The organism is Glaciecola punicea ACAM 611, assembly GCF_000252165.1.
Taxonomy (GTDB): Bacteria; Pseudomonadota; Gammaproteobacteria; order Enterobacterales; family Alteromonadaceae; genus Glaciecola; species Glaciecola punicea.
Genome location: NZ_BAET01000007.1, coordinates 356,406 through 377,922 on the forward strand (window position 1 = coordinate 356,406; position 21,517 = coordinate 377,922).

Below are 21,517 nucleotides of genomic sequence, written 5' to 3' on the forward strand. Positions count from 1 at the left end.
ATGTTTCTTTTATTTTTAACAATTGCGTTTATCGTTTGGTGTCTTTTTTATACCAAACATCATGGTATAGGTAAGTTTATATATGAATCTAGCAATTCGCTGGAAACAAAAGCAGCTAAATTAATTCATGTAGCGCAAACCAAAAACGGCGAAGCGTTTTCGTACCTGACGAATCATCAGCCATCAAAACCTCCTATGCTGCTGCTTCACGGCTTTAGCGCTGACAAAACCATTTGGCTTAAATATGCCAAGCTAGCGAGTAAAGATTATAATCTATTCATTCCCGACTTAATGGCCCACGGTGATATTCAATATAATGAGCAGCAAAATTATAGCGCTTATGAGCAGGCCAAATACGTAAGGCGTTTTTTGGATATCATTAATTTAAAAGAGCCAATTAATATTGTGGGTAATTCCATGGGAGGTATGATTGCGGCTATTCTGGCCAAAGTCGACACTGCCAACAATGACGATGATCATAAAGCCATTGCGATAAATAAGCTTGTACTGCTAGACCCAGCTGGCGCTAAAACAGAATTGGCCTTGCAGCGCAAACAAGAAGAACACAATCCTTTTGCACATGACAGCGTAGATGAGTCTATTGCATTTTTTGACCTCACCATGCACAAGCCCCCTTTTGTGCCGCCTGCGGTGAAAGCTTATCTTGCGCACACTAATTTTCTATCAAGAAAAGAGCAGTTAACGCATATGCTCACTGATTTTTTTAATCCTGACGAATTTTTCGATGTGCCATTCACGACTCGCGCTAATCACATAATTTTAATATGGGGCAAAGAAGATCAGCTTCTGCCTGTATCTGATGCTCAGCACTGGGAAAACCTGCTTGGCTGTAAAGCGTCAGTACTTTGCGGCATTGGCCATATGCCCATGGTGGAGTGTCCAAAACAAACCTATTCATTCATACACTGATTTACACCTATATGCATTAGGTTTTGATAGAGTAGCCTGCAAATACATGTATGCTTAATACATAGCGTTAGGTCTATTTAACTGATTACATTATTAACGAGCCGGTAATCTTAGCTATGGAATTTATACTTTTACTGATTGCTTTTATATTCGGTTTTGCCTGCAAAATAATTAAGATGCCTCCCCTAATAGGTTTTTTGGCAGCTGGTTTTGTGCTAAACGCGATGGGCTACACGCTAGGTGCAGGCTTAAGTACTATAGCCAATTTAGGCATTACCGTAATGTTGTTCACTATTGGGCTTAAACTCAATATAAAAGACCTAGGAAAGACCGAAATTTGGTTTACCAGCCTCGCCCATGCTTTAGTTTGGGTACTAATTGTGTGTCTAATTATACTGCTGTTTATTAACTTGTCGTTGCCCCTCATTAGTGACCTAACTATTCAACAAGCTGCATTAATCGGCTTTGCTTTTAGCTTTAGTTCTACTGTGTGTGTTGTCAAAACTTTAGAGGAGTCGGGTGAAAGTAAAACACGTCATGGCAAAGTGGCTATCGGGATATTAATTATACAAGATATCTTGGCGGTGCTTTTTTTAGTTGCGGCTACTGGAAAACTGCCCTCTATTTATGCACTGGGACTATTTTTATTAATTCCGGCAACGCCCATTTTACGAAAACTACTAGAAGAGGCTGGTCACGGCGAACTGCTACCGCTAAGCGGATTGGTATTTGCATTAGGCGGATATTTCTTGTTTGAGCTAGTGGGCGTTAAGGGTGATTTAGGCGCATTAATAATAGGTATATTGTTGGCTCGCAGCACTAAAGCCGCTGAATTATCCAAATCGCTATTAAGCTTTAAAGATTTGTTTCTAATTGGATTTTTCTTATCTATAGGATTAACCGCGATGCCTACCCTGAACATGGTATTAATAGCGCTATTATTTAGCTTGTTACTGCCAATAAAGTACCTTTTATTTTTTAGCTTGTTCGCCGGCGCTGGCTTACGGTCTCGTACTTCCTATTTGACCAGTTTAGTAATGTCGAACTACAGCGAATTTGGCCTTATTGTGATTGCCGTGGCAGCAAGTGCAGGCATGTTGGGTAACGATTGGCTGGTGGTAATGGCAATGAGCGTTTCGTTTTCGTTCGTCATATCAAGTGTTTTGTATAAACGCTCACATAAGCTTTATATCAAGATAAAAGATAGCTTAAAGCGATTTCAGTTATCAAAAGTGCTGGCAGAGGATCAATACCCTAGCATGAGCGAGGCTGAGGTCTTAGTTATTGGCATGGGACGTGTTGGTAAAGGCGCGTTTAAAGCTCTTAACAATACTTTAGGCAATGTAGTATGGGGCATGGACGCGGATAGCGATCGCGTAAAGAGTTTAAAAAAACGCGGACAAAATACCATTGTAGGCGACGGTGAAAATATTGACCTTTGGGAAAATTTAGACATCTCCAATATAAAATTAGTGCTGTTAGCCTTACCATCAATTGACGACTCATCAAGCATCACTGCACAACTGCGTCAGGTCAACTACAAGGGGCGTATAGCCGCTATAGCCCGATATGAAGATGAAGTAGAATTCTTACTTGGAGAAGGCGTAGATCGCGTGTTTAACTTTTTCAACGACGCTGGTCTGGGTTTTGCTGAAGAAAGTATTTCGCTTCTGGATGAAATGGAAGTCGCCCAACCAAGTAACGCTAAGGATATGTAAAGATAGTAAATATGCTTTGTGGGACTGTCTGGATTGTGGCTGTTATCTTATTAATAATAGTCTAAATGAGAATGATTATATTTCATATCTATATGAAATATATACAGAAATTTTTCTAATCATTGGCGAGTGCGTTCTTTCGTGTTAGTATATCACTATCACCTTGGCCAAAGGATTATCTTATGAAAGGTTCCGCATCAGTTATTAAAGCATTAAATGAGATGCTCACCATAGAGTTGACATCTATTAATCAATATTTTTTACATGCGCGTATGCATAAAAATTGGGGGTTAGAGGGCTTAAACACCGCCGCTTACAAAAAATCGATTAAAGATATGAAGCAAGCAGACAAGCTAATCGAGCGTATTTTGTTCTTAGAAGGCCTGCCAAATTTACAGCAGCTAGGTAAGCTTTTCATCGGTGAGAACACACAAGAATCCTTAGCCTGCGATGCTAAATTCCAGCAATTACAAATTCCAAAACTGAAAGTTGCCATGGCGGTGTGTGAGAAAGAACGCGATTATGTTAGCCGTGATATTTTAAATCACATTCTTGCCTACGAAGAGGAATATTTTGATTGGTTGGAAACCCAAGAATATCAAATTACTAAAATGGGTATTGAAAACTACCTGCAGTCACAAATTGACGCTTAATCCATGAAGGAGAATATTATGAAAGGCAATCAAAAGGTTATCGATGGTTTAAACAGCCTACTTGGTTACGAGCTAGCCGCTATGGACCAATATTTTATTCATTCACAGCTTTATGACGATTGGGGGTTTACCAAATTGTTTGAGCGTATCAGCCACGAATCTGAAGACGAAAAAGGACATGCAACCAAACTTATTGAGCGTATGATATTTCTAGGTGGCAGTCCTGACATGGTGACACGTACGGGGCTACAAATTGGTAATGAAGTCATCGACATGTTAGAAAGTGATTTGCGTATAGAATATGATGTGGCGGCTAGACTAAAAGAAGTGATGGCTTTGTGTGAGACAGAACAAGACTATGTGACGCGTGACATGCTACTTGTTTTGCTAGACGACACTGAAATGGATCATGCACGTTGGTTAGAGCAGCAACTAGGGCTTATTAAGCGCTTAGGTCTACCCAACTACTTGCAAGCTCAGCTATAGCATTTAACATGTGAAAGAGCCTATTCAGGCTCAGTTATAAATAATACAGAGTAGACTATGGTTTGCTCTGTGTTCTCGTTTTGTAGCTCAACAAAAAGTTGCCACTGCATTTTGGGTTCACTGCAACTTCCCAAAAAGGTTATGCCTGAAGTATTATCAAGATGTGTACTGCTTTGCATAATAACGGGGGTTTTACCCATATACATATTATTGCCCTGTATCCACGCAGACTTAATAATAAAACCTGATGAATACGTGAAGTCGATAGTTAGTTCCTCTTCGATAACGGGCGTGTTGGTAAATTCGACGCTTAACTCGAGTGTCTCATTACTAAAAAAACAGGCGTTATTTTGTAATTGGCATTGTGTGGTTTTCGTTAACGGTTTGTTTACATTAGCCATATATATGCCAAAAAATACTATAATTACAAGGCTTGCGAAGACTATCATTTTTAGTGCCGTAGGTTTTTTATTCACAATAAATTTACCGTAAAGATTCCTTTATTGACCAAGATCAAAGCTTAGGCAACTAAAGTATCTTTTTGTATTTAAAAATATTAATATTATACCCAGACGAGTGCTTAGTTTACTGGTTTTTATACTATTCAAGCAGTGTAAGATACTATACAAGCTAATTATCACAAGTTAAGTTTTCTACTATTTCTCGACGCGGAAGTTTCAAAAAATGAGTCAAACAAGCCAGGTTCACCCTGATTACAATTACAAGGTAGTTAGGCAGTTCACGATCATGACGGTTGTATGGGGTATTGTCGGAATGACAATTGGGGTTTTGCTGGCTGCACAGCTTTTTGCACCAGCGTTAAACTTTGACATTCCCTATTTAACATACTCTCGGTTACGTCCACTGCACACTAATTCGGTAATATTTGCTTTTGGTGGGTGCGCTCTATTCGCCACCAGTTATTATATTGTCCAGCGAACTTGCCAAACAAGGCTTTTCAGTGACAAGTTAGCAGCTTTCACCTTCTGGGGTTGGCAAGCGGTAATTGTGTCTGCGGTTATTACCTTGCCTTTAGGATTAACCTCTAGCAAAGAGTATGCAGAACTAGAATGGCCAATTGATATTCTACTTGCAATAGTCTGGATAGCCTACTGTATCAATTTCTTTGGTACATTAGTGATTAGAAAGACCTCGCATATCTATGTTGCAAACTGGTTCTTAGGCGCATTCATGCTTACGGTAGCAGTACTTCACATTGGTAACAGTATGGCGGTTCCTGTGTCAATGTTTAAGTCTTACTCCCTTTACGCCGGCGCAGTAGACGCAATGATGCAGTGGTGGTATGGACATAACGCCGTAGGTTTCTTCTTAACCGCTGGTTTCTTAGGCATGATGTACTACTTCGTACCCAAGCAGGCTGGGCGCCCAGTTTACTCATATCGCTTGTCAATAGTACATTTCTGGGCACTTATTTCTTTATATATATGGGCCGGCCCGCATCACTTGCATTACACAGCACTGCCTGATTGGACTCAATCTTTAGGCATGGTTATGTCAATCATATTATTTGTACCTTCTTGGGGCGGTATGATAAACGGCATAATGACCCTCTCGGGCGCTTGGCATAAGCTTCGTACTGACCCCATACTACGCTTTTTAATTGTATCTTTGTCGTTCTATGGAATGTCTACGTTTGAAGGTCCAATGATGGCGATAAAAACAGTAAATGCGCTGTCACACTATACCGATTGGACAATTGGTCACGTTCATTCTGGTGCACTAGGATGGGTAGCGATGATTACTATAGGCTCGGTTTATCACTTAGTGCCTATTTTGTACGGCCAGCCTAAAATGTATAGCACTAAACTGATAAACGTGCATTTCTGGTTAGCCACAATTGGCGTCGTCTTATATATCGTAGCCATGTGGATGAGTGGAGTACTTCAAGGTATGATGTGGCGTGCTGTCAACTCAGACGGTACCTTAACCTACTCGTTTGTAGAATCGTTAGAAGCCTCTAAACCTTTTTACGTAGTTCGTTTTATTGGTGGTTTATTTGTAGTCACGGGGATGCTTATTATGGCTTACAACTGTTACAAGACAATTGCTGCACCAAAGGTACAAGAAGATACAATAGACGCCAGTCTTGCTATAGGGGGTGCTAAGTGAAGAATCCACATGAGTTGATTGAAAAAAATGTCGGCTTACTGACCATTTTAGTGCTAATCGCCATTAGCTTTGGCGCTATGGCGCAAATACTGCCGCTGATGTTTCAGCAGCAGGTACTTGAACCTGTAAAGGGCCTGCGTCCTTACACAGCTCTTGAAATGGAAGGCCGTGACATTTATATACGCGAAGGCTGCGTTGGCTGTCACAGCCAAATGATCCGCCCTTTCAGATCAGAAACAGAACGCTACGGCCACTACTCAGTAGCCGGTGAGTCAGTATGGGAACGCCCTTTCTTATGGGGTTCTAAGCGAACTGGCCCTGATCTGGCGCGTGTAGGTGAACGTTATAGTGATGAGTGGCACAGAGTACATCTAATTAATCCACGTAACGTGGTACCAGAGTCAAACATGCCTGGTTACCCATGGTTAGCGGAGAATATTCTCACTGGTAAACATACCGCGAGAAAATTAGAAGTAAACAAAATGCTAGGGGTTCCTTACACAGAAGAAGATATTGCAGGAGCAAAAGCGGCTGTTGAAGGTAAAACCGAAATGGAAGCGTTGATTGCTTATCTTCAGTCCCTTGGTACACACTTACAATAAGGAGTGATGAAATGGACCAGGGTATTATAGGAAGTATATATACTGTTATCGTGTTTGTTGCCTTCATCGGTGCTATTTGGTGGGCCTTCAACTCAAGAAATAAAGATAAGTTTGATGACGCCGCGAACATCATTTTTGAAGAAGAGAAGCAAGAGAAGCAAGAGAAGCAAGAGAAGCAAGAGAAGCAAGATAACAATCAGTCAAGCAAAAAAGATCAGGAGTCATAATTAAATGACTATGTTTTGGACAATATGGATCAGTGTAATTAGCCTAGGCACAATTGTAGGCTGCTGGGCCCTTTTGGCATGGACTCTATCGAATAATACCGGTGTTGCTGAAGGTGAAGAAATGGGCCATGAGTTCGATGGCATTACCGAGATAAATAATCAACTCCCTAAATGGTGGACTAATATGTTTTATCTCACCATGATTTGGGGCGTGCTTTATTTAATCGCCTATCCTGGCTTGGGCGCCTACAAGGGTCTTTTAGGCTGGGAAAGTTCGAATCAAGGTATATTAACGCTGGCCCAATCCCAAGAAGAACTCTTGCTAGATATCGCTGAAGATAACCTTAATGAATATGCAATTACGATTAAAAGAGCACAAGAAAGATTTGATCCTATTTTTGAAGAGTATGCAAGAACACCTGTTGAAGAGCTTTCGTTAAATGAAGAGGCTATTCAGGTAGGTAAACGTTTATTCCTACAGAATTGTGCACAGTGTCACGGTTCAGACGGTGCTGGTCAGCGTGGTGGCTTCCCTAACTTACGCGACAATGACTGGCTATATGGCGGTTCTGGTGACAAAATAAAAGAAACCTTAATACTCGGCCGTAAAGGGGCCATGCCTGGCTGGTTAGCACCTTTTGGTGAACAAGGAATTAAAGAGATTGTTGCTTACACATTAAGCCTTAGTGGAAGAGTCGTAGACCAAGGACTTGCCACAGCAGGCAAAGCACGATTCATTACGTGTGCGGCCTGTCACGGAATGGATGGTAAAGGCAATCAAATGATTGGTTCTCCTAATCTTACCGACAACATATGGTTATATGGCGGCAGTGAGCGTGCGGTAACTGAAACGCTAAACTACGGTCGTAACGGTGTTATGCCAGCGTTTGACAAAACGTTGGGTGAAAATAAGATCCACGTTGTATCTGCCTACGTTTATAGTTTGTCTAAATAAGCGAACTATTTAATCGGCTTATCCGTTGAAAAATGATACAAAAAGCCTCGTTTATCGAGGCTTTTTTAATTAAAATAAAGAAAGTGCGCTGCGCATTCTACGCAGCGCACATCACCAATAATATCACCTATCTTAATGGGCGATATTTTATAGGATATTTATGCAAGAAAGAGACACAAAACCTTGGTATAAGCACTTTTGGCCGTGGTTTCTAATGGCTATCCCGCTTTCCTCCATGATGGTGGGATCACAAGTAATTCGCCTTGCATATGATGGCACTAATTCCCTTGTTGCAGATGATTACTACAAAGAAGGCAGAGCAATTAACGCAAGACTCGATAAAATCGAAAATGCGATTGCCCTAAATATACAAACTACTTTAGATGTGCAAGATGGTAGCATTACACTGGAATTCATCAGCGGAGCGCCTCCCACAGGCGAAGCCTTAGTACTAGATTTTTTTCACGTTACACAAGACTTTAAGGATTTTACTGTCCTGTTAACACGTGATGCTGCTGGTATATATAGAAATAATGAAGAGTTTCCAATTCAAGGCAAATGGCGTTTACGTCTGCACCCTATAGATGACGTTTGGAAAGTTCAGAAAAAACTGAGTCTACCGCAGCGTCAGGCATTTAAATTTAATCCCTAATTAAACGGCCGCTTTTTACAAGCGGCACAAGGTATATTAAGAGTCGTTAATGAGCATCGTAATAACATCTGGTCACTGCTTTCACTGCGGTTTGCCCAATACCGAAGGCAACGCGTTCCCTACTACAATTCAATCTATTCTTCACCATATGTGCTGCCCTGGCTGTCAAGCGGTTTCCCAAGCCATTGTTGAAAACGGTTTGGAAAGTTATTACGAGTTTCGTACAGAGCCTGCTGCTCGAGGCGACGCAGCGCTTGACAATACTATGTCAAAATTGGCGGTTTACGACGAACCTGAGCTGCAAGAAGAATTTGTGTTTGAGGAAGGTAAATATAAATCTATTCAGCTAACAGTTGAAGGTATAACCTGCGCTGCTTGTGGTTGGTTAATTGAAAAACAGTTGGCTAAATTAGACGGTATAAAGCAGGTATCGGTAAACGTGTCATCTCGCAGAGCGATGATTAGTTGGGATGAAAGCTTATTAAAGCTGTCGGGTGTGCTGTCTAGGCTAAAGTCGGTTGGATACGAGTCTTTACCTTTTCAGCCTGATCGACATGAGGCTTCTTATAAAAAAGAACAAAAAGCGTTTATTAAAAAGTTAGGTCTTGCAGGCATAATGACTATGCAAGTTATGATGTTGGCTATGGGGCAATATTTCGATGTACTAGGCAGTCTTGAAGATGAAACGGTGTCTTTTTTCAACGCGGTAAGTTTACTGCTGACGACGCCAGTCGTGTTATATTCAGGCAGTATTTTTTATGTGAGTGCATTTAAAGCGCTGATGGCGCGCACGGTTAATATGGATGTACCTGTAACAATTGCTATCGTAGCCACTTATATAGCCGGCATACGAGTGGTAAATAAAAACACGGGTGAAGTATATTTTGAATCCATCTGTATGTTCATATTTTTCTTGTTAATAGGACGCTACTTAGAACATCGAGCACGCCATAAAGCATCGCTTACTTCTGCCAATATGCTAAAACTTATCCCCGTTACTGCGCAAAAGCAAACAGCAGATGGCTTTGTGTCAGTATTGGCAAAACAGCTCGTTAAAGACGATATAGTGTTAGTGAAAGCAGGTGAAACAGTGCCAGTAGACGGTCAGATTACTGAAGGCAGAAGTTATTTTGATGAATCTATGTTGACTGGTGAATTTGAACCTGTGATAAAAACGGTCGGTCAGCGAATCTATGCAGGCTCGCTTAACCAACAAGACTCTATTGTAATGGAGGTAGAAGCCTCTGTTAAATATGCAATGATGAACCAAATACTGCGCTTGCAAGAATTGGCAATGGCGAATAAACCCAAAGTAGCTGCAATTGCTGACAAACTATCCCGCTATTTTGTGGTGGTGGTGCTTGTTATAGCAGCTTTAACTTATTCGTACTGGACGATGCAAAACGATCCGCATGCGTTTTGGATTGCTATTTCAATCTTAATTGCTACCTGTCCTTGCGCACTCAGCTTGGCCACGCCTTCAGCGTTAACGTGCGCCATGGCGAAACTTAACGAACTGGGAATATTGCTCAAAAGAGCTGATGCTTTAGAGCAATTGACACAAACCACCGACATTGTGTTTGATAAAACCGGCACACTGACTCGCGGAGAATTTGCAATTGCACGCACGTGGATAAACCCAATCAGTGAAACTCACTTTGATATCCAAAAAGACACTGTTAAACCCTATGTAATGGCATTAACTAACTGCATAGAGTCTCGCTCAGAGCATCCTATTTCGAAAGCTTTCGAGCGTTATATACACGACAATAATGATACTGAATTTTCAAGTAACGATTTCTCAATAAGTGATTATACCGTGAGTATTGGCGAAGGGGTCAAGACTGCCGTAAATCAACAGCATTATCTGTTAGGCAGTCAATCAATGATATTATCTTCACTAAATGCGCCACTAAGCCGTGAAATTGGTGAGGCAATTAAAGGTGCAAATGTACTGCTGTCGTCGGGTGGCGTTGTATTAGCCGCTTTTTGGGTAACGGATACAGTGCATCCAGACGCCTTAGATATTGTGCGCCAGCTGTCGCAGCATGAGCTCACCATCTTAAGCGGTGACACACAGGTAAATGTAAACAGCATTGCCATCGAATTAGGTATCAAAAATGCGGTGGGTAATAGCACCCCAAAAGACAAACTCGACTATATTGGCAAGTTACAGGCAGATAAAAAGCGCGTAGTAATGTTAGGCGACGGCATAAACGATGCACCTGTATTGGCGGCGGCGGATGTCTCAATAGCGGTTGGCAATGCCTCTGATTTGGCCAAGAACGCTGCTGATGTCATACTGCTTAATCCAAAGCTACAGTCGGTGGTAGATGTGCTTACGATGGCTAAACGGACAAAACGCAAAATCAAACAAAATATAGCTTGGTCTTTAGGCTATAACATTTCGGTGTTACCATTTGCCGTCGTGGGTTGGTTAACACCATGGCAGGCAGCGCTTGGCATGTCGTTAAGCTCTATAATTGTGGTTTATAACTCAACCCGGCTGATGCGTTAAATGTCTAATGAATACTGTTTAATAAGGGCAATGCGATGAGAACTAAGTAATGAGCATAATTTATGTATTAATACCGCTGGCAATTATTATAGTAGCTATAGCCATTGCTATATTCTTTTGGGCGGTAAAATCTAATCAGTTCGATGATTTAGAACGTCAGGGCTACAGTATTTTGTTTGATGACGACATACAGCCAAATAACACAAATAGCGCGAAATCAAGCACTAACAAAAGTGTTGAAAATGACGACGCTGATTTAGACAAAGCTTCTTCAACAGGTGAAGCCAACAGTAAAAGCAAAACGCCCATCAATAAAAGCAAGTCATAGTGTCAGAGTATATTTATTTATCGGCTTTTCTGATTGGCTTGGCAGGAGGTGTTCATTGTATTGGAATGTGCGGTGGTATTGCAGGTGCCTTTACCTTTGCTATTCCTAAAAATAAATCCCATACCCCTTATATAGCATGCTATAACGCAGGCAGAGTATTTTCGTATACTATTGCAGGCGCGGTAACTGGGTGGCTCGGCAGCTTGTTTACTTCCTCTGTTGTGACCGGGTTGTTAATACTACAAAGCCTAAGTATTGTTTTTTTATTGCTGTTGGCACTTTATATTAGTGACTTGTATAAAGGCTTAATACACTTTGAAAAAGCAGGTGCTCGTTTATGGCGACGCTTAGCCCCTGTCGCTAAAAAACTAATCCCATTTAAGAGCCCTGCCCATACCTTCCTATATGGCATGGTATGGGGTTGGCTACCCTGTGGTTTAGTATACTCCGCGCTCACCTGGTCTTTAGCTAGCGGTAGCTTTTTACAAGGCGGACTGTTTATGCTTTGTTTCGGGATAGGGACACTACCAGCGCTGGTAGCGTCTAGTATGGGAGCGAGTTTTTTAATCCCAATTCTGCAGCACAAAGCAACACGATTAGGTATTGCCGGCATATTGTTCTTGTTTGCGCTATATTTGATTGTCGATTTATTCAAGGGTGTGGCATTATAATGAATAATAAACCGTAAAAAGGAATTAGCATTTATGTCTAACACTGAAGTCGCTATTAACTGTCAAAGCTGTAGCTTTAGCCATTTATGCCTGCCTGTTAGCCTGAACGAACAAGAACTTGAATCTTTAGATGATATTATTGAACGCAAAAGGCCTTTGCATAAAAATGACAAACTCGTTAATGCAGGCGATAAATTCCACTCCTTATATGCAGTCCGTTCTGGTTCATTTAAATCCTACATTAGCGATAAAAATGGTGTTGAACAGCTCACAAGCTTTCATTTTCCAGGTGATATCATAGGTTTCGATGCGCTTCAAAATGACATCCATCAGAGTAATACACAGGCGCTAGAAACGGCTATGGTATGCGAGCTACATTATGAAACACTTGATCAAGTGGCCAGCCAGTACCCAAAGCTTAGGAAACAAATTATGCGTTTTATGAGTTCTGAAATAAAACACGACCAAGAGTTTATGATGCTGCTCAGTAAGCGAAGCGCTGAAGAGAAACTGCTGTATTTTATTAATCACTTATCGCAGCGTTTTAATGAGCGAGGGTACTCAGCCAAGCAATTTAATCTACCAATGACCAGAAGTGAAATTGGTAATTATTTAGGTTTAACGGTTGAAACAATTTCGAGATTATTAACGCGTTTTCAAAAAGACGGATTAATTCAAGTTAACGGCAAGTTAATCACCATTACCAACTTTGATGGTGTGCAGCAGCATATTCGCTAATGCAGCAGCATATTTGCTATGAACGATATCAAAATTAGCGAAAGAAAACCGTTAACTGCGCGACCAACATAGAGACAACATGAAAATAGGATTAGCATTAGGCGCAGGTGCAGCCAGAGGTTGGGCCCACATTGGCATCATCAAAGCCCTGCAAGATCTCGGCGTGAAGATTGACGTGGTAGCCGGCTGTTCCATAGGCGCATACGTGGGGGCAGCATTCGCTAGCGGTAAACTAGACGAACTGGAAGAATGGGCTTTCACGCTGTCTGAATGGCAGGTATTTAGCCTATTGGGAATAGGCTTTAAGCGCGGCGGCCTAGCCAGTGGTCAAAAAGTTTTTATTAAGCATAAAGAAGAATTTTGTGCGCCTACATTTGAAGAAATGAACATTCCGTTTACAGCCGTTGCTACCGATTTATATTCGGGTAAAGAAGTGGTCTTTAATCAAGGCGAAGTGAACGATGCTATTAAAGCATCCTGCGCTATTCCTGCTCTTTTTCCGCCTGTAGAACATGAAGGTCGTTGGCTTGTAGATGGCGCGGTAGTAAATCCCGTACCAGTGAATCAATGCAGGCAATTAGGCGCTGATTTTGTCATTGCGATTAATTTAAGCGCTGACTTTAGACCACAGCTAATTGAAAAGTTTGAAAAGGAACACCAAGCGAATCAGCTCAAAACCGACAAACTCTTGGGTAATGCCAGCGGTGGCCTCGTGAAGCAGTGGTTCTCTCCTGATCCTAAGCCAAATAAACTGCAGGCACCGGGAATTGTGAGTGTAATGAGTAGCTCACTGGAAATTTTACAGGCTAGGGTAACCCGTTCTCGTTTGGCAGGCGATCCGCCTGACCTTCTTATTGAGCCTCAGTTAAGGGATGTGAGCTTGTTGGAGTTTCACCGCGCCCAAGAGCTATCTCAAAAAGGCCGAGACGCAGTCAACAGATTAGCGCAGCAAATAGAGTTTCAATTAAATTTAGTAGGAAAGTCGGACAGAACAGAAGGCACCGATAAGAAAGCCCTACTAATACAGTAAAGCCATTATAAAATAGGCTTAACGACTTGTTTTAGCCGTAATACGTAAAGGGACGCTTGGTAATATCACGTTGTTTAATATTGGTAGTTCGTTAGAACTCAATATTAGCTTGCCATCCTTTATTTGCATGCCATTAGACAGCGCTGCCGTTAAGTTTTTGTCTTTAAATTGAATCGTTAAACCGTCAACTTCGGGCATCATAAACGACATAAAACCACCGATATCATCAAAAAATGTGGCGAACTGGTCATACAATAAATCTAACTCTTGGCTCGTATAACTAGATTTTACATGCTCTGGTTTTGTCTCTAACTGTACCGATATATCACAAATGTTAGAGGGCTCTGTTAAATCGAGGATGACAACGGCGTCTGCGAGCCTAAGTGCCCTTTCAGATGGCAATGTAAATCGATATTCCGGCGTAATTTCTATAGGGATTTGCTGTTTTTCAGTGCTGATTCTTGCACTGTTTATTTGGCATAATGATTTGGTCCGAATATTCATAAATCCAAATGCGAACTGCAGCGCATTCGTTTCTTGTGAATCCAATTTTTTAACATGGCTGTAAAACGTTTTGTAAGCAACTTGTAATTCTTCAGATTTTGCCGTTTTTGACGCACTTAGCGACATTATTACTATTGTTAAGCTTATCGCAAAGGTCTTGCCTATTCTTACAATCATGGATTAATTAATTCCTCGTTTATTCTCATCATATGGTGTAGTTCATCAATATATTCTTCACCGCGCTCAGAATATCTGATCAAACCTTCGGCCATTGCGTGCGCGGTAATTGGTTTTTGATTCATGCGTGATTTTTCGCGTATTCTACGCATGTCTTTGTATGCAGGATGACTATTTAAATTTCTCATGTAGGCATACATGGCACTGGAGAGGTCATCGAACTTGGCCACTTCGTGAGCTGCACCGTCGGGGCGTCTGCTCGGCACGAAGCCGCAGCCTTCTCTGAAACACCATAAACCAAAAAAGTTGTACCCTTTTGTGGCAAAACGTGAGGTGCCCCAGCCTGATTCATTTGCGGTTTGCACAAGTACTAATTCGACTGGTATTATATCAATTTTGCGAAATAGCTCTGTAAAAATAGCGTCAAATGATTGACTTGTGTCAACGCGGTACTCGTTTAATAACCAATCGAACTCCGCTTGCTGCTTGCGTGAAAAGTCTTCCCCTGCTAGCTGTTTCGCCTGCAAGCCCTGCACATAGAGTCTTACATTGCGTATATAGTCATTTTGCGCTTCGGCAACGGGTTTTAGATAGCTAAAAAAAGCCTCTTTTTTATCTCTGACTTGCGTAAATTGGGTAAAGTCAGGTACAGGTTTATAAGCATGCTCAATAGTGGCAACTTCTTTAACGCTAGGAATATCGTTAAACTCATCAGGTTGAGGTTGAAAGTACATCAAACCAATAATTAATAGAAGTACAAAGCCAAGTGCAATCGATATTATTTTAAACTTATGCATTGAATAATCCTTCATTTTTAATTGATGACTCATCAGACTCTGAAGATTGATCTATACAAAATAAGTCTTGATATAAAACAGCCTTAGCGTTGAAATACAAAGGCCCAATCCACAAATACGCAATTCCAAAACTAATAAACACAACAACTAGCATAGCTAAAAATATCAAATATAGTTGTAACATTTTCCAAATATACACATTGCTCATTTTAATGGAACACATAATTGCTTTAAGTGGTCGTATTTTTTTGTCTGCAATCAAAGGCAAGGTAAAAGTGGTTACTGCAAATATATAAAAACCAGGAATAAAAAACAACGTAAAGCCAAAAGTAAACAAAATATCGACACAAATAGACGCAAGTGCAAGAGCGGGCAGTAAACGAAAGTATTGAAATATACTAAAAACGGGTACCGATTTGTCTCGCATAGTGTTTATTGCTAGCATATTCACGCCTGTCCATAAAGGGGCTAAGGCGAACGTTAAGGTTAGCTCTATCATGACTTGCTGTGTTTGTGTTAACGGCGATTCTGGCGTAATAAGTAAGGCTATGTCAGTAATGCCAAAAGCGTCGATGTATACTAAATAGATAGCTAAAGTGGTAGCCCAAATGCAGGCTAAGGCTAGTACCAAGGTCCAATTATTTTGTGAAGAAAGCGTGTGGGCTCGTTTGAGGATGCTTTTTATATCAAAATCGTAGCCGCCATTAAATCCATTGAAGCGACCATTTTCAGCAGCAGGCTCATTGGGTGAAGAGTGATTGTTTTCAGGTGGTGGCGTATTATTTTCTGACATATCGCTCTTTAGTTACGTTAAGCTTATAAGAATATATGCACTAATTATAGCAAACTATTGTGATTAGGTGCTATGCCCATAGCAGTATTATTGCCATGACTATCAATACTAGTCCCATCGCTCGATCAAACCAGTGCCCATGTGACTGATAGCTGTCGCGTATTTGTTTGAAATTGGTGATATAAGACACAAAACAGAACCAGGCACCTGTTGCTAGGGCTAAATAAACACCGTAAAAAGTTTTGGTGGCTAAATTTGTGTCAATGGGAATGGCAGCGGTAAAAAGAGCTAAAAAGAATAATGTGGCTTTAGGATTTAGGCCATTGGTAAGAAAACCAATGCCAAAAGCTTTGTACCAAATAGACTTAGTGCGCTGCTCAGGCGATTCATCTTTGAGACTGCTAGGCTTACTGCGCAATGCTGACACTCCTAGCCATATGAAATAGGCTGCGGCTAAATATAGTAAGGTTTGGTAGAGCCAAGGTGTAGTGGCGATGACCAAGCTTACTCCAAAAATAGAGTATGCAACGTGTAGTAAAATACCCGACCCAATACCTAAACTTGTCCATAATGCAGGACGCAGTCCTTTTTGCAGTGACTGCTTTAGCACTATCGCAAAATCGGGACCTGGACTAATAACCGCAACAAAATGCATCAGGGCGATTGCAGCCCAAACGCCTGCATCAATATTCATGTATTGCCTGTTGATAAAGGTAAGCTGCTATCGGCACCCCATTGCGACCAAGAACCGTCATATACCTTTATTTCATTTATGCCAGCTATATATGCTGCTTGGGCCAGAATGCAGGCCGTAACGCCACTTCCGCAGGTAAATGCTAGTGGCGCGCCCTTATAAGGATCAAACACTTCTTTTAATGCTTGCAGTGGTAAAAAGTGGCCGTGTTCATCCTGTATATTGACGTAATGAATGCTGTTTGAATTAGGAATGTGCCCTGCTCTCACATTTGGTTTTGTCTCAGGACTTAGCCCTAAAAAGCGTTCTTCGCTTCTTGCATCTAATACCGTTGTGGTTTTAGCTTGTAAATTATTGTTTATAAAGTCTTTGCCGACAAAACTAAATGCAGGATCTAATACGCAGGTGTATGTCGACTTTAGGTTTGCCACGGGCGTATGTAGCGCATCTTGAGTGGGTAAACCCGCACGCAAATAGCCAGGTAGGCCGCCATCGAGTACGCGTACATCTTTATGGCCCATCGATTTGAACATAAACCAAACTCTTGACGCGCAGAAGTTGCCATAGTCATCATAAATTATAAGGGTGTCTGTATTTTGGATACCAAGTGAGTCGGCTTCATTCGCAAACTTATGAATATCGACCATAGTATTTGACAACTCACTTTGGGGATCGGCAAACTGTACTTGAAAATCAAATAAAATTGATTTTGGAATATAGCTATTGGAATGTGACCGCACAATATCGGGTTTAAGACCTGGGCCGTCGCGCATAGTAGTGTACAATATTTTGACGTGTGTGCCTTTACTGCTATTTGCTTTAGCATAAAACAAATTGAAATCACTAAGGGATATTAGAGTATTTGTAGGGGGCATATAAATCCATAATTGATGTGGTTTTACATGATGTTGTATGTAAACTGTGTGCTTGTCAAATAGGCCTATTTGGCATGTCTATCTGAATTACAGTTTACACATGAGTTGGAGGTAGAATGGTGCCCGGGGCCGGACTTGAACCGGCACACTATTGCTAGCGAGGGATTTTAAGTCCCTTGTGTCTACCAATTTCACCACCCGGGCAACGCATATTTCACTCATTATGTCTTGCACAAAATCTGGAGGCGGAACCCGGAGTCGAACCGAGATCCACGGATTTGCAATCCGCTGCATAGCCATTCTGCCATTCCGCCGCAAAACAATGCAAACACTTAGCAGACCAAGCGTTATTCATTTCAGAAAATCTCCTTGTGCAGATTCTTTTGCAAGAATCTATAAAAAGAGATTGGAGCGGGAAACGAGATTCGAACTCGCGACCTCGACCTTGGCAAGGTCGCGCTCTACCAACTGAGCTATTCCCGCCCTGAAACGAGCCGTGCATTCTACATGCAAATTAAAGGGTGTCAACTACAAATCTTACTAAAAAACACTGTTCAATCAAATTTTGAACAATTACCCGCAAAAGTGTGATTAGGCTGCTATTTTTGCGCCAGCAACGTTTTCCAAGCGGGTATTGTATACACTACCATTGACCATATAGACAGTACTGCTGCTGCGTATAAAAGTAGTTTGCCGAGTATGACCCAGTAAAACTGAAAGTTTATGAATTCATGCAGTCCTGGACCTGCTAATAAACCAATAAGCGCTAGCATTTGGATTAACGTTTTAGCCTTGCCTATAAAACTTACTGCAACTAAATCAGAAGCCCCTAATTGTGACATCCATTCTCGCAGCGCCGATATGTATACTTCGCGCATTAATAATATAATGGCAGGAATCGTGATCCATACAGAGGCGTACTGGTGGGTAATCATAAGTAAAGCGGCCGATACAATAAGCTTGTCGGCAACGGGATCAAGAAAGGCCCCAAACGGGCTAGACTGTTCTAATTTACGAGCAAGATAACCGTCAACCCAGTCGGTAATAGCCGCTAGCCAAAATATAAATGCGCCGACCGCAAATGCCCATTTCCAGTCAAGAAAATAGACTGATACAAAGACAGGAATTAATAAAACTCTCAATAGCGTAATTAAATTGGGAATAGTCCATATCACAGCGGCTGTATTTCTCTTATCAATTGCGTAATGATTAGGATAATAACAGATGTTGACACCTTACGAGTGTAAATAATCGTAAATGATATCGGCGAGGTCTTGGCCTATTCCCGGGACTTTCGCAATTTCAGCTTTACTCGCTTTTTTAAGGCCGTGTAAACCGCCCGTATACTTGTACAGCATTTGACGTTTCTTAGGACCAATTCCGGGAATATCTTGCAAAGGTGACGTAGTTTTTACTTTATGGCGCCTTGCTCTGTGCCCGGTAATGGCGAACCGGTGCGACTCGTCCCGAATATGCTGAACCAAGTGTAATCCGGGTGAATCAAAATCGACTGCAATGGTTTCGTGGGAATAGGCATAAATTAATGTTTCTAGGCCCGGTTTTCGGCTAGTACCTTTTGCCACGCCAATAATGAGCGGTTTCTTATCTTCAGGCCAGTCTTTGAAATGAGATTCAGCCTGAGATAGCTGCCCTTTTCCGCCGTCTATAATGAGTAAGTCTGGCAGCTTGGCATCGTTGGTAGGCGATTTGTAGCGCCTCTTAATAGCCTGTGCCATTGCAGCGTAATCGTCGCCTGGGGTGATGCCGTCAATATTAAAGGTTCGATAGTCTGATTTAAGTGGACCGTTGCGATCAAATACCACGCAAGACGCAACCGTTTGTTCGCCTGATGTATGCGAAATATCGAAGCATTCCATTCTTTTAATAGGTGAATCTAACTCAAGTATTTTTTCCAGATGAGTAAACCTGGCAAAAATAGACTTTTGTTGATTTTGCTGAGTTTCAAGCGAATTTTCAGCATTATTATTAGCTATTTGAAGATATTTGCGTTTTTCATCGCGTACGCCTTCATAAAACTTAACTTTACGTTTTGCTTCTTGGCTTAGTACCACCTCCACCGTGTGCATTTCATCAAACTTAATAGGGATGACTATTTGCTGGGGTATTAATTTGTTCCCGGCTAAATAAAATTGTAGTAAAAACGATTCAAAAACTTCTTTGTCGATACTGCCTTTAGGTATTTTGGGAAAGAATGATTTACTGCCCAAGACTTGATTGTCACGGATAAATATCCCAAAAATACAGGCAATACCATTTCGAAAGGCAAAGCCAAAAACATCCAGTTCTTGCTGGGTACCAGAGACAAATTGTTGTTCCTGTACTTTTCTAAGTGCACTAATTTGGTCCCGATAGCGCGCCGCGGCTTCAAAATTCAAATTCACGCTGGCATCTTCCATTCTGCCTACTAAAGTTGATATAACTTGCGTATTTTTACCCCGTAAAAACATTGCTGCAAGTTTAACTTGCTCGTTATAATCCTCGTCGCTTACAAATCCTTTAACGCATGGAGCACTGCAGCGTTTCATTTGATATTGCAAGCAAGGTCTTGAGCGGGCTCGGTAATAACTATCCTCACATTGGCGAATAGGAAATATTTTTTGCATAGAACGTAGGCTTTCTCTGACCGACCAAGCACTTGGATAGGGCCCAAAATATTCGCCTTTCTTTTTTTTAGGGCCACGATGAAAGCTCAGTCTTGGGTGTTCGTGTTCGGATATAAAAATAAACGGATAAGACTTATCATCGCGAAGAACAACGTTGTAGCGGGGTCGATACTTTTTAATATAGTTGTTTTCTAACAAAAACGCCTCGGTTTCACTCGATACTATAGTGACATCCATATCGACTATATTGTTGACCAAGGTCTGCGTTTTTACGTTGTCTACTGTTTTGCGAAAGTAGCTGGCGACGCGTTTTTTGAGGTTTTTTGCTTTACCAACATAAATTACGTCGCCTCTAACATCATACATTCTATAAACACCGGGCTCGCCTGTGAGGTATTTTAAGAAATGTTCATGGTTGAAGGCGGGTGATGAATTTTCTAGCATTTAAGCAATTGATTGAATGATTTTATGGCGCAGTGCCAAATGTGTTAATCCAACGTCGGAAGTAACGCAGAGCTTGTCAAACATACGGTAGCGGTAGGTATTCACTGTTTTAGCGCTTATGTGTAGATACTTAGCAATTTCGGTCACTTTTTCACCGCGGGTAATCATTATTGCAATCTCTAATTCACGATCTGACAAATCGCTAAAAGGATTGTCGCTCGTGTTATCAAGTTGCCCTAGGGCTATTAGCTGTGCTATTTCAGGCGAAATGTACTTTTGCCCTGAATGCACTTTATAAATAGCTGTGATCATCTCATTGTGCTCAGCGTCTTTAGTAATGAATCCATAGGCGCCTGCCTGCATCACTTTGGTTGGGAAAGGATTATCTTTATGCATTGATATACAAATAACTTTTGCGTCATCGCATATACGGGTAACCTTGCGGGTAGCCTCAAGACCACCTATACCAGGCATACTAATATCCATTAGCACTATATCAGGGCTTTGTTTTCGGCAATATTCCACTGCCTCTTCGCCTGAACCAAGTTCAGCCACAACCTTGAAATCCTTTACGTCTTTCAAAATGCGAACTATCCCTGTTCTTACAAGGTCGTGGTCATCTACTACTAAAATTTTGATCACGTTGTAACAACCTTTTTGGTGTTAGACCATACGGGCTTCTTGTCTAGGCTTATAATATACGATGAGTTTATTAATAACACTATAACTTTGTCTTTTCTAGGGCGTTTAGCAAAACTTATGTGAACAGTAATGTCTGTGAGCATAGCCATGTGTAGCAAAGCAAATTAAGACATTGCTACAAGCGGTAAATAAAATTACAGGTATAAAAAAACCGCTGTTAGGCGGTTTTTTTAAATGTGGCGGATAGCGAGAACGCCACATAGTGATTCTTATCGTATTATACGGTCCACAAAAATTGTTAAATTCATGAAATATAACAATTAATGATT

General features: G+C 41.2%; 23 protein-coding genes and 3 tRNA genes. 14 read left to right on the plus strand and 12 right to left on the minus strand.

The window, feature by feature from the left end; all coding sequences use genetic code 11:
- The 4 genes from GPUN_RS03930 to bfr (GPUN_RS03945) all read left to right on the plus strand — a co-directional run bounded on the left by GPUN_RS03930 (position 1) and on the right by bfr (GPUN_RS03945) (position 3,787).
- Positions 1 to 930 (plus strand): alpha/beta fold hydrolase, encoded by a 930-nt coding sequence (locus GPUN_RS03930; RefSeq protein WP_006003619.1) that lies wholly within the window; start codon positions 1 to 3, stop codon positions 928 to 930.
- A gap of 116 nt (positions 931 to 1,046) precedes the next feature.
- Complete coding sequence (locus tag GPUN_RS03935; RefSeq protein ID WP_006003621.1) at positions 1,047 to 2,648, plus strand: cation:proton antiporter domain-containing protein; 1,602 nt, start codon at positions 1,047 to 1,049, stop codon at positions 2,646 to 2,648.
- A gap of 182 nt (positions 2,649 to 2,830) precedes the next feature.
- Positions 2,831 to 3,301, plus strand: a complete 471-nt coding sequence (gene bfr / locus GPUN_RS03940) for a bacterioferritin (RefSeq protein ID WP_006003623.1) — start codon at positions 2,831 to 2,833, stop codon at positions 3,299 to 3,301.
- An 18-nt stretch (positions 3,302 to 3,319) separates the two neighbouring features.
- Positions 3,320 to 3,787 carry a bacterioferritin gene (bfr, locus tag GPUN_RS03945; RefSeq protein WP_006003625.1) on the plus strand — a complete coding sequence of 156 codons (468 nt, stop codon included), beginning with the start codon at positions 3,320 to 3,322 and terminating at the stop codon, positions 3,785 to 3,787.
- 20 nt (positions 3,788 to 3,807) lie between these two features.
- Here the strand turns inward: bfr (GPUN_RS03945) and GPUN_RS03950 are convergent, their stop codons facing one another.
- The gene (locus GPUN_RS03950) at positions 3,808 to 4,188 is read right to left on the minus strand and encodes a hypothetical protein (RefSeq protein ID WP_006003627.1); all 381 of its coding nucleotides are present in this window, start codon (positions 4,186 to 4,188) and stop codon (positions 3,808 to 3,810) included.
- Between the two features lie 283 nt (positions 4,189 to 4,471).
- Here GPUN_RS03950 and ccoN point away from each other — a divergent pair, with 283 nt between their 5' ends.
- From ccoN to rssA, 10 genes are all read left to right on the plus strand, one after another.
- A complete protein-coding gene (ccoN, locus tag GPUN_RS03955; RefSeq protein ID WP_040520128.1) occupies positions 4,472 to 5,917 on the plus strand; it encodes a cytochrome-c oxidase, cbb3-type subunit I in 1,446 nt (481 codons plus the stop codon).
- Entirely contained in the window at positions 5,914 to 6,519 is a 606-nt protein-coding gene (gene ccoO / locus GPUN_RS03960) for a cytochrome-c oxidase, cbb3-type subunit II (RefSeq protein WP_040520130.1), read from the plus strand. The genes ccoN and ccoO overlap by 4 nt, the downstream gene beginning before the upstream one ends.
- A gap of 11 nt (positions 6,520 to 6,530) precedes the next feature.
- Complete coding sequence (locus GPUN_RS03965; RefSeq protein ID WP_006003633.1) at positions 6,531 to 6,746, plus strand: cbb3-type cytochrome oxidase subunit 3; 216 nt, start codon at positions 6,531 to 6,533, stop codon at positions 6,744 to 6,746.
- A gap of 4 nt (positions 6,747 to 6,750) precedes the next feature.
- Complete coding sequence (gene ccoP / locus GPUN_RS03970; protein WP_006003635.1) at positions 6,751 to 7,701, plus strand: cytochrome-c oxidase, cbb3-type subunit III; 951 nt, start codon at positions 6,751 to 6,753, stop codon at positions 7,699 to 7,701.
- 160 nt (positions 7,702 to 7,861) lie between these two features.
- On the plus strand, positions 7,862 to 8,353 hold the full coding sequence (locus GPUN_RS03975) for a FixH family protein (RefSeq protein ID WP_040520132.1): 492 nt from the start codon (positions 7,862 to 7,864) through the stop codon (positions 8,351 to 8,353).
- 49 nt (positions 8,354 to 8,402) lie between these two features.
- Complete coding sequence (locus tag GPUN_RS03980) at positions 8,403 to 10,871, plus strand: heavy metal translocating P-type ATPase (RefSeq protein ID WP_006003640.1); 2,469 nt, start codon at positions 8,403 to 8,405, stop codon at positions 10,869 to 10,871.
- Positions 10,872 to 10,920: 49 nt separating this feature from the next.
- Positions 10,921 to 11,199: a cbb3-type cytochrome oxidase assembly protein CcoS gene (gene ccoS, locus GPUN_RS03985; RefSeq protein ID WP_006003642.1), complete on the plus strand. Its 279-nt coding sequence runs from the start codon at positions 10,921 to 10,923 to the stop codon at positions 11,197 to 11,199.
- Entirely contained in the window at positions 11,199 to 11,870 is a 672-nt protein-coding gene (locus GPUN_RS03990) for a sulfite exporter TauE/SafE family protein (protein ID WP_006003644.1), read from the plus strand. The genes ccoS and GPUN_RS03990 overlap by 1 nt, the downstream gene beginning before the upstream one ends.
- 6 nt (positions 11,871 to 11,876) lie before the next feature.
- A complete protein-coding gene (fnr, locus tag GPUN_RS03995; RefSeq protein WP_274378074.1) occupies positions 11,877 to 12,608 on the plus strand; it encodes a fumarate/nitrate reduction transcriptional regulator Fnr in 732 nt (243 codons plus the stop codon).
- 79 nt (positions 12,609 to 12,687) lie between these two features.
- Complete coding sequence (gene rssA, locus GPUN_RS04000; RefSeq protein WP_006003648.1) at positions 12,688 to 13,638, plus strand: patatin-like phospholipase RssA; 951 nt, start codon at positions 12,688 to 12,690, stop codon at positions 13,636 to 13,638.
- Positions 13,639 to 13,656: 18 nt separating this feature from the next.
- On the opposite strand, the gene GPUN_RS04005 is transcribed toward rssA, so the two are convergent.
- The 11 genes from GPUN_RS04005 to uvrY all read right to left on the minus strand — a co-directional run bounded on the left by GPUN_RS04005 (position 13,657) and on the right by uvrY (position 21,188).
- On the minus strand, positions 13,657 to 14,319 hold the full coding sequence (locus tag GPUN_RS04005) for a DUF2987 domain-containing protein (RefSeq protein WP_006003651.1): 663 nt from the start codon (positions 14,317 to 14,319) through the stop codon (positions 13,657 to 13,659).
- The gene (locus GPUN_RS04010; protein ID WP_006003653.1) at positions 14,316 to 15,116 is read right to left on the minus strand and encodes a glucosaminidase domain-containing protein; all 801 of its coding nucleotides are present in this window, start codon (positions 15,114 to 15,116) and stop codon (positions 14,316 to 14,318) included. Before GPUN_RS04010 ends, GPUN_RS04005 begins: the two co-directional genes overlap by 4 nt.
- Positions 15,109 to 15,909, minus strand: coding sequence for a DUF975 family protein (locus tag GPUN_RS04015; protein ID WP_006003655.1), 801 nt, complete (start codon positions 15,907 to 15,909; stop codon positions 15,109 to 15,111). The genes GPUN_RS04010 and GPUN_RS04015 overlap by 8 nt, the downstream gene beginning before the upstream one ends.
- 70 nt (positions 15,910 to 15,979) lie before the next feature.
- Positions 15,980 to 16,603, minus strand: coding sequence for a LysE family translocator (locus GPUN_RS04020; protein ID WP_006003657.1), 624 nt, complete (start codon positions 16,601 to 16,603; stop codon positions 15,980 to 15,982).
- Complete coding sequence (locus tag GPUN_RS04025; RefSeq protein WP_006003660.1) at positions 16,600 to 17,478, minus strand: sulfurtransferase; 879 nt, start codon at positions 17,476 to 17,478, stop codon at positions 16,600 to 16,602. Before GPUN_RS04025 ends, GPUN_RS04020 begins: the two co-directional genes overlap by 4 nt.
- 117 nt (positions 17,479 to 17,595) lie before the next feature.
- Positions 17,596 to 17,682: transfer RNA gene (locus GPUN_RS04030), tRNA-Leu, on the minus strand.
- Positions 17,683 to 17,718: 36 nt separating this feature from the next.
- Positions 17,719 to 17,792 (minus strand) — tRNA-Cys (locus tag GPUN_RS04035).
- Positions 17,793 to 17,885: 93 nt separating this feature from the next.
- Positions 17,886 to 17,961, minus strand: a tRNA-Gly gene (locus GPUN_RS04040).
- A gap of 116 nt (positions 17,962 to 18,077) precedes the next feature.
- Complete coding sequence (gene pgsA, locus GPUN_RS04045; protein ID WP_040520270.1) at positions 18,078 to 18,650, minus strand: CDP-diacylglycerol--glycerol-3-phosphate 3-phosphatidyltransferase; 573 nt, start codon at positions 18,648 to 18,650, stop codon at positions 18,078 to 18,080.
- Between the two features lie 63 nt (positions 18,651 to 18,713).
- Entirely contained in the window at positions 18,714 to 20,546 is a 1,833-nt protein-coding gene (gene uvrC, locus GPUN_RS04050) for an excinuclease ABC subunit UvrC (protein WP_006003663.1), read from the minus strand.
- Positions 20,547 to 21,188, minus strand: a complete 642-nt coding sequence (gene uvrY / locus GPUN_RS04055; protein WP_040520134.1) for a UvrY/SirA/GacA family response regulator transcription factor — start codon at positions 21,186 to 21,188, stop codon at positions 20,547 to 20,549. It lies immediately after the preceding gene.
- Positions 21,189 to 21,517: the final 329 nt, after the last annotated feature.

Coding starts and splice junctions, on each gene's coding strand:
- GPUN_RS03930 (WP_006003619.1), top strand. CDS start 1: ATGTTTCTTTTATTTTTAACAATTGCGTTTATCGTTTGGTGTCTTTTT.
- GPUN_RS03935 (WP_006003621.1), top strand. CDS start 1,047: ATGGAATTTATACTTTTACTGATTGCTTTTATATTCGGTTTTGCCTGC.
- bfr (WP_006003623.1), top strand. CDS start 2,831: ATGAAAGGTTCCGCATCAGTTATTAAAGCATTAAATGAGATGCTCACC.
- bfr (WP_006003625.1), top strand. CDS start 3,320: ATGAAAGGCAATCAAAAGGTTATCGATGGTTTAAACAGCCTACTTGGT.
- GPUN_RS03950 (WP_006003627.1), bottom strand. CDS start 4,188: ATGGCTAATGTAAACAAACCGTTAACGAAAACCACACAATGCCAATTA.
- ccoN (WP_040520128.1), top strand. CDS start 4,472: ATGAGTCAAACAAGCCAGGTTCACCCTGATTACAATTACAAGGTAGTT.
- GPUN_RS03965 (WP_006003633.1), top strand. CDS start 6,531: ATGGACCAGGGTATTATAGGAAGTATATATACTGTTATCGTGTTTGTT.
- ccoP (WP_006003635.1), top strand. CDS start 6,751: ATGACTATGTTTTGGACAATATGGATCAGTGTAATTAGCCTAGGCACA.
- GPUN_RS03975 (WP_040520132.1), top strand. CDS start 7,862: ATGCAAGAAAGAGACACAAAACCTTGGTATAAGCACTTTTGGCCGTGG.
- GPUN_RS03980 (WP_006003640.1), top strand. CDS start 8,403: ATGAGCATCGTAATAACATCTGGTCACTGCTTTCACTGCGGTTTGCCC.
- ccoS (WP_006003642.1), top strand. CDS start 10,921: ATGAGCATAATTTATGTATTAATACCGCTGGCAATTATTATAGTAGCT.
- rssA (WP_006003648.1), top strand. CDS start 12,688: ATGAAAATAGGATTAGCATTAGGCGCAGGTGCAGCCAGAGGTTGGGCC.
- GPUN_RS04005 (WP_006003651.1), bottom strand. CDS start 14,319: ATGATTGTAAGAATAGGCAAGACCTTTGCGATAAGCTTAACAATAGTA.
- GPUN_RS04010 (WP_006003653.1), bottom strand. CDS start 15,116: ATGCATAAGTTTAAAATAATATCGATTGCACTTGGCTTTGTACTTCTA.
- GPUN_RS04015 (WP_006003655.1), bottom strand. CDS start 15,909: ATGTCAGAAAATAATACGCCACCACCTGAAAACAATCACTCTTCACCC.
- GPUN_RS04020 (WP_006003657.1), bottom strand. CDS start 16,603: ATGAATATTGATGCAGGCGTTTGGGCTGCAATCGCCCTGATGCATTTT.
- GPUN_RS04025 (WP_006003660.1), bottom strand. CDS start 17,478: ATGCCCCCTACAAATACTCTAATATCCCTTAGTGATTTCAATTTGTTT.
- uvrC (WP_006003663.1), bottom strand. CDS start 20,546: ATGCTAGAAAATTCATCACCCGCCTTCAACCATGAACATTTCTTAAAA.